Origin of the sequence: Pseudomonas sp. P135 (assembly GCF_020312125.1) — a bacterium.
Classification (GTDB): Bacteria; Pseudomonadota; Gammaproteobacteria; order Pseudomonadales; family Pseudomonadaceae; genus Aquipseudomonas; species Aquipseudomonas fragariae.
On sequence record NZ_JAGPYR010000024.1, the window covers coordinates 1 to 11,613 of the forward strand.

9 protein-coding genes and 4 tRNA genes are annotated in these 11,613 nt (G+C 60.0%); 4 read left to right on the plus strand and 9 right to left on the minus strand.

The genetic code is table 11. The features are described from left to right. Positions 1-343: 343 nt before the first annotated feature. The 7 genes from KBY08_RS24075 to rluD all read right to left on the minus strand — a co-directional run bounded on the left by KBY08_RS24075 (position 344) and on the right by rluD (position 5,498). A tRNA-Pro gene (locus KBY08_RS24075) sits at positions 344-420 on the minus strand. Positions 421-517: 97 nt separating this feature from the next. Next, positions 518-593, minus strand: a tRNA-Lys gene (locus tag KBY08_RS24080). A gap of 5 nt (positions 594-598) precedes the next feature. Then, a tRNA-Pro gene (locus tag KBY08_RS24085) sits at positions 599-675 on the minus strand. A gap of 29 nt (positions 676-704) precedes the next feature. Then, positions 705-780 (minus strand) — tRNA-Asn (locus tag KBY08_RS24090). A 294-nt stretch (positions 781-1,074) separates the two neighbouring features. Then, on the minus strand, positions 1,075-3,639 hold the full coding sequence (gene clpB / locus KBY08_RS24095; protein ID WP_011266593.1) for an ATP-dependent chaperone ClpB: 2,565 nt from the start codon (positions 3,637-3,639) through the stop codon (positions 1,075-1,077). A 171-nt stretch (positions 3,640-3,810) separates the two neighbouring features. Next, positions 3,811-4,539 (minus strand): peptidoglycan editing factor PgeF, encoded by a 729-nt coding sequence (gene pgeF / locus KBY08_RS24100; RefSeq protein WP_024659983.1) that lies wholly within the window; start codon positions 4,537-4,539, stop codon positions 3,811-3,813. After that, positions 4,536-5,498, minus strand: a complete 963-nt coding sequence (gene rluD, locus KBY08_RS24105) for a 23S rRNA pseudouridine(1911/1915/1917) synthase RluD (protein WP_011266591.1) — start codon at positions 5,496-5,498, stop codon at positions 4,536-4,538. Before rluD ends, pgeF begins: the two co-directional genes overlap by 4 nt. 149 nt (positions 5,499-5,647) lie before the next feature. Between rluD and KBY08_RS24110 the strand changes: the two genes are divergently transcribed. From KBY08_RS24110 to KBY08_RS24125, 4 genes are all read left to right on the plus strand, one after another. Beyond that, entirely contained in the window at positions 5,648-6,670 is a 1,023-nt protein-coding gene (locus KBY08_RS24110) for an outer membrane protein assembly factor BamD (protein WP_003371138.1), read from the plus strand. Between the two features lie 120 nt (positions 6,671-6,790). After that, positions 6,791-7,030, plus strand: a complete 240-nt coding sequence (locus KBY08_RS24115; RefSeq protein WP_032624946.1) for a PP0621 family protein — start codon at positions 6,791-6,793, stop codon at positions 7,028-7,030. Continuing rightward, a complete protein-coding gene (locus tag KBY08_RS24120) occupies positions 7,020-8,612 on the plus strand; it encodes a sensor histidine kinase (protein WP_225651287.1) in 1,593 nt (530 codons plus the stop codon). Before KBY08_RS24115 ends, KBY08_RS24120 begins: the two co-directional genes overlap by 11 nt. 2 nt (positions 8,613-8,614) lie before the next feature. Continuing rightward, on the plus strand, positions 8,615-9,952 hold the full coding sequence (locus tag KBY08_RS24125) for a sigma-54-dependent transcriptional regulator (RefSeq protein WP_024642308.1): 1,338 nt from the start codon (positions 8,615-8,617) through the stop codon (positions 9,950-9,952). Between the two features lie 126 nt (positions 9,953-10,078). Here KBY08_RS24125 and thiO read toward each other — a convergent pair whose 3' ends face one another. Continuing rightward, on the minus strand, positions 10,079-11,182 hold the full coding sequence (thiO, locus tag KBY08_RS24130; RefSeq protein WP_024641655.1) for a glycine oxidase ThiO: 1,104 nt from the start codon (positions 11,180-11,182) through the stop codon (positions 10,079-10,081). Between the two features lie 26 nt (positions 11,183-11,208). Then, entirely contained in the window at positions 11,209-11,610 is a 402-nt protein-coding gene (locus KBY08_RS24135) for a type IV pilin protein (protein ID WP_011266587.1), read from the minus strand. Positions 11,611-11,613: the final 3 nt, after the last annotated feature.

Sequence of the window (11,613 nt, forward strand, 5' to 3'; positions counted from 1 at the left end):
TGCAATACGAGCAGAACTGGCAAAGGCAACAACCTTAGATACTCAACCCCGACGCCGGGTTAAGGGATACGTTTCTCGGGGGCAAGGTCACTCCTCCCACTCCCTGCTTCCCAATGCCTCAGCGAATAACCTGAATCAATCGTAAGCGCTCCATAGACCCCACTTGGCTAAAGATGGGGTTTATGGAGCGCTTACCCATATTTCGCATCAGGCGGCGGCTGAGCGTGGTCTCACCTGAAAATGCACGCAACAAAAAAGGCGTCCCGAAGGACGCCTTTTCTGTTGGACTCAAAACCACTGTTCTTGAGTCCTGATCTTCAACCCTGATACAGCTGGGCGAAAATGGTCGGGGTAAGGGGATTCGAACTCCTGACATCCTGCTCCCAAAGCAGGCGCGCTACCGGACTGCGCTATACCCCGATGATGCTAAAAAACACCTCCGAGGAGGCGTTTTCTATTTGGGTGACGCTTGTGGCGTCACTCCCTAAGATCCAGCCAGATACAAACTGACCAAAAATGGTGGGTCGTGTGGGATTCGAACCTACGACCAATTGGTTAAAAGCCAACTGCTCTACCAACTGAGCTAACGACCCAAATATGGTCGGGGTAAGGGGATTCGAACTCCTGACATCCTGCTCCCAAAGCAGGCGCGCTACCGGACTGCGCTATACCCCGACTGAAACTGCATTGAACCTTGCGAAATCTGGCTCCACGACCTGGACTCGAACCAGGGACCCAGTGATTAACAGTCACTTGCTCTACCAACTGAGCTATCGCGGAACTATCGATTTCAGATTCAATTTTACAACCTGTTGCCTTGAAACCAGCTTGCTGTTAACTCGTTGATTTCAATCTCATCGACCTTTGCGCTTCGTTTGTATCGTTGCGTTCACGTCTCTGAGGCGCGCTATTCTACAATTTTAAAAACACCTGTCAACCCTATAAATTGCTTTTTAAGACAATGATTTGCGATTTTTTTTCAGATCGCCTCTCGGGCCTGATTCTACTGCTGACCGCGCCTCAAAAAAAGGCCCTCGGTTCGAGGGCCCTTCTATGGAGCGTTGACGAGCGCTGTCAGACAAAAGTGATCTCGTCGTCGACCACCTTGCCGGTGATGGTCGTGCCGGGCATGAAGCTGCCCGAGAGGATCATCTGCGCCAGCGGGTTCTCGATCCAGCGCTGGATTGCCCGCTTCAAAGGGCGTGCGCCATAGACCGGGTCGTAACCAACGGCGATCAGCTTGTCCAGCGCCTCGGGGCTCAGGGTCATCGACAGCTCGCGCTCGGCCAGACGCTTGCGCAGGCGGCCCAGCTGGATGTCGGTGATACCGGCAATCTGGTCACGCGCCAGCGGTTCGAAGATCACCACTTCGTCGATCCGGTTAACGAACTCCGGACGGAAGTGCGTACCGACCGCGTCCATTACCGCAGCACGCTGCGCCTCACGATCCCCGACCAGTTCCTGGATCTGCGCCGAGCCGAGGTTGGAGGTCATGACGATCACGGTATTGCGGAAGTCCACCGTACGCCCGTGGCTGTCAGTCAGGCGTCCGTCTTCAAGCACCTGCAAGAGGATGTTGAACACGTCGGAATGCGCCTTCTCGACTTCGTCGAGCAGAATCAGCGAATACGGTTTGCGACGTACGGCTTCGGTCAGGTAGCCGCCCTCTTCGTAACCGACGTAGCCTGGCGGCGCACCGATCAGGCGAGCCACGGAATGTTTCTCCATGAACTCGGACATGTCGATACGCACCATCGCCTCTTCGGTGTCGAACAGGAACTCGGCCAGCGCCTTGCACAGCTCGGTCTTGCCCACGCCGGTCGGGCCGAGGAACATGAACGATCCGCTCGGACGATTAGGGTCGGAAAGCCCGGCACGCGAACGACGCACGGCATTGGAGACCGCGACCACCGCTTCTTCCTGGCCGATCACCCGGTTGTGCAGCAGAGTTTCCATGCGCAACAGCTTGTCGCGCTCGCCTTCGAGCATCTTCGACACCGGGATACCGGTCCACTTCGACACGACCTCGGCAATTTCTTCCTCGGTCACCTTGCTGCGCAGCAACTGGTTTTCCGGCTTGCCGTGCTGGTCGACCATTTGCAGGCTGCGTTCCAGGTCGGGAATGATCCCGTACTGCAACTCCGCCATGCGGTTCAGATCGCCACGGCGGCGCGCGGCTTCCAGTTCCTGGCGGGACTGTTCGATTTTCTGCTGGATCTGTGCAGAACCGGTGACCTCGGCTTTTTCCGAGGTCCAGATTTCTTCAAGATCCGCGTACTCAAGCTCAAGGCGCTCGATTTCGCCCTGGAGCTTTTCCAGGCGCTTGATCGCCGCCTCGTCCTTTTCCTTCTTGAGCGCCTGAGCTTCTACTTTCAGCTGGATCAGGCGACGCTCAAGGCGGTCGAGCACTTCAGGCTTGGAGTCGATCTCCATGCGAATGCGGCTGGCCGCCTCGTCAATCAGGTCGATGGCCTTGTCCGGCAACTGGCGGTCGGTGATATAGCGATGGCTCAGTTTGGCCGCCGCGATGATCGCGCCGTCGGTGATGGCGACCTTGTGGTGCACTTCGTAGCGCTCTTTCAGGCCACGCAGGATCGCAATGGTGTCTTCTTCGCTTGGCTCGTCGACCAGGACTTTCTGGAATCGACGCTCAAGCGCGGCATCCTTCTCTATATATTGGCGGTACTCGTTGAGCGTGGTAGCCCCCACACAATGCAGCTCGCCACGCGCCAGCGCAGGTTTGAGCATGTTGCCAGCGTCCATCGAGCCTTCGCCCTTGCCGGCACCAACCATGGTGTGCAACTCGTCGATGAACAGAATGATCTGGCCTTCCTGCTTGGACAGCTCGTTGAGCAGCGACTTGAGGCGCTCTTCGAACTCGCCACGGTACTTGGCACCGGCAATCAACGCGCCCATGTCCAGCGACAGCAAGCGCTTGCCGCGCAGGCCATCCGGCACTTCGCCATTGATGATGCGCTGCGCCAGGCCCTCGGCAATGGCGGTCTTGCCCACACCAGGTTCGCCGATCAACACCGGGTTGTTCTTGGTGCGCCGCTGCAGGACCTGAATGGTGCGACGAATCTCGTCATCACGTCCGATCACCGGGTCGAGCTTGCCCTCTTCGGCACGCTTGGTCAGGTCGACGGTGTACTTGTCCAGCGCCTGACGCGACTCTTCGACGTTCGGGTCATTCACGGCACCTTCGCCGCGCAGGTTGTTGATGGCGTTTTCCAGGGCCTTCTTGCTGACGCCCTGCCCCAGCAACAATTTGCCGAGCTTGCTGTTCTCATCCATTGCCGCGAGCAGCACCAGCTCGCTGGAAATGAACTGGTCGCCTTTCTGCTGCGCCAGACGGTCAGCCTGGTTGAGCAGGCGCGCCAGATCCTGCGACATGTTGACGTCGCCGGTCGGGTTCTGGATTTTTGGCAGGCGGTCCAGCTCTGCGCTCAGTTCCTTGCGCAGGCTGTTGATGTCGAAGCCTACCTGCAACAGCAGAGGCTTGATGGAACCGCCCTGCTGCTCAAGCAGCGCCTGCATCAAGTGCGCAGGTTCGATGGCGGGATGGTCGAGGCCAACGGCCAGCGACTGGGAATCGGATAACGCTAACTGTAATTTACTGGTCAATCTGTCGATACGCATTTGTCACCTTCCTTTAATGCAGGCCGGAGCAATGAACACACCTATAAAGAAAACCTGCTGAATAGCCAGTTAGATGCGGACGATTCTGCGCGTTTCAAGCGGGCCGGGGTTGATACAGATCAGACAAGTGTTCAGGCAAGCCTAGCTGGCTTGTGCAAAACAGCCCGGCAATCAGGCGTGTTCGATCCAGATCAGCGAAGCGAAGCGGCCAGTGCGCGCGGCGCGGCGGTAGGAAAAGAAGCGCGGGTCGGTGAAGGTATCCAGCCCGCCGCCGTACACGGCAGAGATACCTTGGGCTGCCAGTCGTAACCGGGCGAGCGAGTAGATGTCGGCCATGAAACGATCAGGATTCGAACTGGCGACAAACGCAGCGGCTGTCTGCGGGTGGCTGGCGGTAAAGGCCTCGCGCACCTCGGGGCCGACTTCGAACGACGGCTGGCCGATGGCCGGTCCTAACCAGACCATGATGTCTTCGGGAGCACTCTGCAGGCTGTTGGCCGTCGCTTCCAGCACCCCGGCCGCCAGCCCGCGCCAGCCGGCATGCGCGGCAGCCACACGCGTACCGTCACGACGACAGAACAGCGCGGGCAGGCAATCGGCGGTCATGATGGTGCAAGCCACGCCAGGCGTGCTCGTCCAGCTGGCATCGGCTTCAACGACGCGGGATGGATCGGCAGGCACGACGTCGACGCCGTGCACCTGCTTCAACCAGGCGGGCTGAGCCTTGAGGCTGGAGCTCAGGCGCTGGCGATTGCTCGCCACGGCCTCTGGGCTGTCATCGACGTGATCGCCCAGATTGAAGCTGTCGAATGGGGCCAGGCTGACCCCACCCGAGCGAGTGGTAACGCAGGACTTGATCTGTGCTGGCGCAGGCCAGTCAGGTATCAGCCAGTCATTCACCCGATGAACGCCTCGCGATCCTGCTTGAGCAAGGACAGCAACCAGACGAAATCGTCCGGCAATGGCGATTCCCAGCTCATGCGCTTACCGGTGGTCGGATGATCCAGCTCCAGGAAGCGGGCATGCAACGCCTGCCGCGGGAAGGTCTTGAGCGAATCGACCATGGTCAGGCTGGCCGCTGGCGGGATACGGAAACGACCGCCATAGGCCGGGTCGCCGACCAACGGGTAGTTGATGTGCGCCATGTGTACGCGAATCTGGTGGGTACGCCCGGTTTCCAGCTTGACCCGCACATGGGTGTGCGAACGGAAGCGCTCCAGCACGCGGTAATGACTGACCGCCTGCTTGCCGCCTTCCATCACCGCCATGCGCTGACGCTGCTGGCCGTGACGACCGATAGGTGCGTCGATCTTGCCGCCTGCGGTCACCACGCCGATCACGATGCACTCGTAGATGCGGCTGACACTGCGACTCTGCAACTGGGTAACCAGTTGGGTCTGTGCCTGAATGGTCTTGGCGACCACCATCAGACCGGTGGTGTCCTTGTCCAGACGGTGCACGATGCCGGCACGCGGAACATTGATGATGTCCGGCACATGGTGCAGCAGGGCGTTGAGCAGCGTGCCATCGGCATGACCGGCAGCCGGATGCACCACCAGCCCGGCAGGCTTGTTGATGACGAGGATCTGGTCGTCTTCATAAATGATGTCGAGTTCGATGTCCTGAGCGACCCATTCACCCTGGGCCTCCTGCTCGGCAATCAGCTCGAGAACAGCGCCACCGTGCACGATGTCGCGAGGGCGCAGAGCGCCTCCGTCCACAGTCAGGCGGCCGTCCTTGATCCAGGCGGAAAGGCGCGAGCGCGAGTGCTCAGCGAATAATTGTGCGGCGACTTGATCGAGGCGTTGACCGCCCAATTCGGACGGCACCTCTGCGCGAAGTTCTATATTTTCGGACATGACCAGACTAGGTGGCGGCTAGCCTTTGGTTTCGGCAGCGCGCTTGTGGTTAAATACGGCGTCTTTTGTCCCGCCGGTATCGCGGGGCGCTCATCATAACAGGACGGCCCCGCCCAAGACAGCAGGCCGTTATAGGGACGCAAGCCGCCATGCAAGTGAAACACCTGCTGCTGATCGCCATCCTCGCATTGACTGCGGCCTGTTCGTCGAAGGAAGTCATCGACGAAAACCTCAGCGAAGTCGAGCTGTACCAGCAGGCGCAGGCCGACCTGGGAAATAACAGCTATAACAGTGCCACTGAGAAGCTCAAGGCGCTGGAATCTCGCTATCCGTTCGGTCGCTACGCCGATCAGGCCCAGCTCGAGTTGATCTACTCGAACTACAAAAACGGTGAACCCGAAGCAGCCAAATCCGCTGCCGAGCGTTTCATCCGCCTGCATCCGCAGCACCCGAACGTCGACTACGCGTATTACATGAAGGGCCTGACCTCCTTCGACCAGGACGTGGGCCTTCTGGCGCGCTTCCTGCCGCTGGACCAGACTAAACGTGACCCGGGCGCTGCCCGCGACTCGTTCAACGAGTTCGCCCAGTTGACCAGCCGCTTTCCGAACAGTCGCTATGCGCCTGACGCCAAGCAGCGCATGATTTACCTGCGCAACCTGCTGGCGTCCTACGAAATCCACGTAGCCGACTATTACCTGACCCGTCAGGCCTACGTCGCCGCCGCCAACCGTGGCCGTTACGTAGTGGAAAACTTCCAGGAGACGCCTTCGGTCGGCGACGGTCTGGCAGTGATGGTCGAGTCCTATCAGCGTCTGCACCTTGACGACCTGGCTGCCACCAGCCTGGAAGTGCTGAAGACCAACTACCCGAACCACCCGCAACTGGCTGACGGCAAATTCACCCCGCGTGAAGCCGAGGCCGATAACCGCTCATGGCTGTCGAAAGCGACCCTTGGCCTGATCGACGGTAGCGCACCGCTGCCACCGGGCCAGACCCGTGCCGATCAGGACATGAAGAAGCAGTACCAGGACGCCAAGGACTCCATTCCGAAAGAGCTGCTGCCGGAGAATCAGGCCGAGCTGGACGAGCAGGCGGAAAAAGACGCCGAAGCGAAAGGCACCAAGAGCCGTTCGTGGTTCAGCTACATGACCCTGGGTCTGTTCGACTGATCCTGAGCGCATGAAAAAAAGAGGCCTTCGGGCCTCTTTTTTTGTGCATTAATTTTGCCACTGTGCGCCCGCTCGCGGCTTGGCTACACTGCGCCATCGTCAATCACTAAGCTGGTAGTCATGATTCGCTTACTTATGTGGGTCGCGTTGATCGCGGCGGTGGTCTGGTTCGTCAAGCGTCTGATCAATCCCCCCAAGCCGAAACCCCGCGCCGAGCCGCCTGAACTGGCGTCTACCCCCATGGTGCGATGCGCGCAGTGTGGCGTTCATCTGCCGCAGGATAGTGCGCTGAGCCAGGCACAGCAATGGTATTGCAGCGAAGCACACCGACTGCAAGGCCCCGCGGCACGTGACCGCTGACTCACCGTCCCTTGTCAGCCCGCAGGCACAGCGGATTCTACGGCTGTACCACCTCTACCGACTGACCATCGGCGTTGTACTGGTTCTGTTGATTTCCAGCAGCCTGGAAACCGAGCTGCTGCAACTGGCCAACCCGAACCTGTTCCGCTCGGGCTGCTGGTTGTATCTGGTGTTCAACATTCTGGTCGTCGTGCTGCTGGAACGCCCCAGCCGTCAGGCACAGTTTTTCGGCCTGGCGATGACCGACGCGATCATGCTCTCCGCACTGTTCTACGCAGCCGGCGGGCCTTCCAGCGGTATCGGCAACCTGTTGATTGCCTCGGTGGCGATCAGCAACGTGTTGCTGCGCGGCCGTATCGGCTTGTTGATCGCTGCGGTTTCGGCCATCGGCATCATCTACCTGACGTTCTACATCAGCTTCGGCACACCCTCGGTTTCCAACGACTACGTGCAGGCTGGCTCGCTGGGCGCCTTGTGCTTCGCCGCCGCCCTGCTGGTGCAGGCACTGACAGCGCGCATGCAGGTCAGCGAGGTGCTGGCCGAACAGCGCGCGGCGGATTTCGACAGCCTTGAAGCACTCAACGCGCTGATCCTGCAACGCATGCGTACCGGCATTCTGGTGCTGGATGCCAACCATCAGGTGCTGCTGGCCAATCAGGGGGCCTTGAACCTGCTGGGCCAGGAACAACTGGTCGGCCAGATCATCGACACCTGCTCGCCACAACTGGTCGAACGCCTGCGCCAGTGGCTCGTCAACCCGATCATGGTGCCGCGCAGCATCACCACCGCCCCCGTCGGGCTGGTGCTGCAACCGAGCTTTGCCACACTCAACCGTGGCGATCAGCGTCAGACGCTGGTTTTTCTCGAAGACCTGTCGCAGATCGCCCATCAGGCGCAGCAGCTCAAGCTTGCCGCGCTGGGGCGCCTGACCGCCGGGATTGCCCATGAGATACGCAACCCGCTGGGCGCCGTCAGTCATGCGGCGCAGTTGCTTAATGAATCGGAAGAGCTCAGTGCAGCGGATCGACGCTTGGGGCAGATCATTCATGAGCAGTCGGGACGCATTGATAGGGTCATCGAAAATGTCCTGCAGTTGTCACGCAGACGCGAAGCGCAACCCGAACTGCTCGATCTGAAAACCTGGCTGGAACACTTTGTCGCTGAATTTCGCAGTTCCGCTGCGCCCAATCAGAAGATTCATGTCGACATCAGCCCTGGCACGCTGACAACCCGCATGGATTCCGGACAACTGACGCAAATCATGACCAACCTGGTGCAGAACGGCCTGCGCTACAGCGGCAAGAATCATCCGTCAGCGCAGGTCTGGCTGAAACTACACAATGACCAGAAGAGCGACCTGCCCACACTGGAAGTGCTGGACGACGGGCCGGGGGTCAGCGAGCAACACCTGAGCAAAATGTTCGAACCGTTTTTCACCACAGAAAGCAAAGGCACCGGCCTTGGTCTATATCTGTCACGTGAACTGTGTGAAAGCAATCAGGCGCATTTGGAATACGCGCCCCGCCCCACGGGTGGCAGTTGCCTGCGCATTACCTTCGCCCACCCGTTCAAGACGAGCTGAGCATGAGCCAACGGCAAAAAATCCTGATAGTCGATGATGAGCCGGATATTCGCGAACTCCTGGAGATCACGCTGGGACGCATGAAACTCGACACCCGTAGTGCGCGTAACGTTGCCGAAGCCCACGACTGGCTGGCCCGCGAACCGTTCGACATGTGCCTGACCGACATGCGTCTGCCGGACGGCAATGGCCTTGAGCTGGTGCAACACATACAGCACGGCTACCCCCACGTGCCGGTGGCGATGATCACTGCCCACGGCAACCTGGACACCGCGATCCACGCGCTGAAGGCCGGAGCTTTCGACTTTGTGACCAAGCCGGTCGACCTGGGCAGGTTGCGCGAGCTGGTCAATAGCGCGCTGAGCCTGCCCGGCGCGCAACCCACGCGCAGCATCGACAACCGCCTGCTGGGCGACTCGCTGGCAATGCGTACCTTGCGCAGTCAGATCGGCAAGCTGGCCCGCAGCCAGGCGCCGATCTACATCAGCGGTGAGTCGGGCAGCGGCAAGGAGCTTGTAGCGAGGCTGATCCACGAGCAGGGTCCGCGCATCGACAAACCTTTCATACCGGTGAACTGCGGCGCCATTCCTTCCGAACTCATGGAAAGCGAATTCTTCGGTCATCGCAAAGGCAGCTTCAGCGGCGCCCACGAAGACAAGCCAGGTCTGTTTCAGGCGGCGCATACCGGGACGCTGTTTCTCGATGAGGTCGCCGACCTGCCGCTGGCCATGCAGGTCAAACTGCTGCGCGCCATTCAGGAAAAATCCATCCGCAGCGTCGGCGGCCAGCAAGAGCAAATCGTCGACGTGCGCATTCTGTGCGCCACCCATAAGAATCTGAATGCGGAGGTCGCGGCGGGTCGGTTCCGGCAGGATCTGTATTACCGATTGAACGTGATCGAAGTGCGCGTGCCCCCGTTGCGCGAGCGGCGTGAGGATATCGACCAACTGGCAGCCAGCGTGCTCAAGCGCCTTGCCGGGAACGGCGCACAACCCGTCGCGCGCCTGAACGCGCAGGCGCTGGAAACGCTGAAGAGCTACCGCTTCCCCGGTAACGTGCGCGAACTGGAAAACATGCTGGAGCGCGCCTACACGCTGTGCGAGAACGATGAAATCCACGCCAGCGACCTGCGCCTGACAGAGTCCGCCAGCCCTCAGGAGAGCGACGGGCCGAGCCTGGCCGACATCGACAACCTTGAAGACTACCTGGAAAGCATCGAACGCCAGCTCATCCTGCAGGCACTGGAAGAAACCCGCTGGAACCGCACCGCTGCAGCAGAAAGGCTCAGTTTGTCGTTCAGGTCACTGCGCTATCGCCTGAAGAAGCTGGGCCTGGATTGAATGCGTTGCGCGGCAAAAACCGTGCGACGCATAGCGTCACGAAAGGCATTCCACTAGAGCGTGCGGAACGATAGGTGCGCGCGAGAACATCGTCGCGCCCCACGCTCCGCGTGACCGACAGGATGACTAGCCTGCGAGGCGACCAGTCGGCGCGTAGGGTGCCGGATCGATGATCGGCTCGCGCTCCAGCAGCAGGTCAGTGATCAACTGGCAGGACGCCGGAGCCAGCACCAGGCCGTTGCGGTAATGCCCGCAGTTGAGCCACAGGCCGTCAAAACCGTCCAGCGGTCCGATGAACGGGATGCCCTCAGGCGAGCCAGGGCGCAGGCCTGCCCACTGGGCGACCGGCTCGGCATGGGCCAATGGCGGAATCAATTCGACGGCCGACGCCTTCAAACTTTCCAATGCGGCCTGCGTGGTGGTTTTGTCGAAACCTTCGTGCTCAAGAGTACTGCCGATCAGGATATGCCCGTCACGACGCGGGATAGCGTAGCGCCCTTTCGCCAGCACCATGCTCGACAGAAAGTCCGATGCGCACTTGTAGAGAATCATCTGGCCTTTTACCGGCTCGACCGGCAGCTCCAGACCCAGGGTCTTGAGCAACTCGCCGCTCCACGCACCCGCCGCCAGAATCACCCGATCACCGGTGATATCCCCTGCTGGTGTCTGCACACCCGAAATCCTGCTGCCTTCACGGGTAAAGCCGCTGACTTCACACTGCTCGCGAATCTCGACATTGGGCAATGCCAGCAAGGCGGCCTTGAGCGATTTGACCAGACGGGGATTACGTACGTTGGCCACATCGGCCATGTAGATCGCCCGCGAATAGCCCTCACCCAGCACCGGCACGGCATCATTCACCGCCGAGATATCCACGCGGTTCAACGAGCGTTTTTCACGGACCGCCCATTCAAGCGCAGACTGCTCGTCATCGAGGTCGAGCCAGTACAGGCCGGTCTTGTGCACTTCGGGGTCGATACCGGTCTGTGCGAGCAAACGCTCGGCGAGGTGCGGGTAGAAGTCCTGCGACCAATGCGCCAGCGCGGTGACCGCAGGGCTGTAGCGCCACGGGTAAAGCGGCGAAACAATCCCGCCGCCCGCCCAGGAGGATTCCTGGCCAACGCCCAAACGATCCAGCAGCACCACGCTGACCTGCTCGGACGCCAGATTGAAGGCGGTCAACAGACCTATGACGCCACCGCCGACAATGACTATTTTTTGCTTGGACATCTTGGTCTCATGACAAGAAAAACGGTTTAGCGGCCCCAGCAGTCTTTGACAGTGACACCGCTGGTTGCGCCCGTGTTGGTACGCGCCCCGGTGTTAGTGATCACGAAACTGCCACACTTGTCGCCAGCCATCAGCGTGCCTCCGATAGGGTCAGCTGTCAGGGTGAAGTCGGTGGCAGTTAGGGTCGGCGTTATCTTGTAGTACGTATTACCACCAGATACGCCTTTGTAATCCGAGTAATTTCCCTTCTGCGAATAAAACCGCTCCAGCGCCTGGGTTTGCTCGGACAGCAGGCTAGCAATCGCCGACCGCTGGGTGCGCTTCACGTACTCGGTGTAACTGGGGTACGCGATGGCCGCCAGAATACCGACAATCGCCACGACGATCATGAGTTCGATCAACGTAAAGCCCCTGGATGTCGCTCGCATGTC

What these genes read in the sequence shown, in the direction of transcription:
- KBY08_RS24110 (WP_003371138.1), top strand. Translation starts at nt 5,648, where the DNA reads ATGCAAGTGAAACACCTGCTGCTGATCGCCATCCTCGCATTGACTGCG.
- KBY08_RS24135 (WP_011266587.1), bottom strand. Translation starts at nt 11,610, where the DNA reads ATGCGAGCGACATCCAGGGGCTTTACGTTGATCGAACTCATGATCGTC.
- clpB (WP_011266593.1), bottom strand. Translation starts at nt 3,639, where the DNA reads ATGCGTATCGACAGATTGACCAGTAAATTACAGTTAGCGTTATCCGAT.
- rluD (WP_011266591.1), bottom strand. Translation starts at nt 5,498, where the DNA reads ATGTCCGAAAATATAGAACTTCGCGCAGAGGTGCCGTCCGAATTGGGC.
- KBY08_RS24125 (WP_024642308.1), top strand. Translation starts at nt 8,615, where the DNA reads ATGAGCCAACGGCAAAAAATCCTGATAGTCGATGATGAGCCGGATATT.
- KBY08_RS24115 (WP_032624946.1), top strand. Translation starts at nt 6,791, where the DNA reads ATGATTCGCTTACTTATGTGGGTCGCGTTGATCGCGGCGGTGGTCTGG.
- thiO (WP_024641655.1), bottom strand. Translation starts at nt 11,182, where the DNA reads ATGTCCAAGCAAAAAATAGTCATTGTCGGCGGTGGCGTCATAGGTCTG.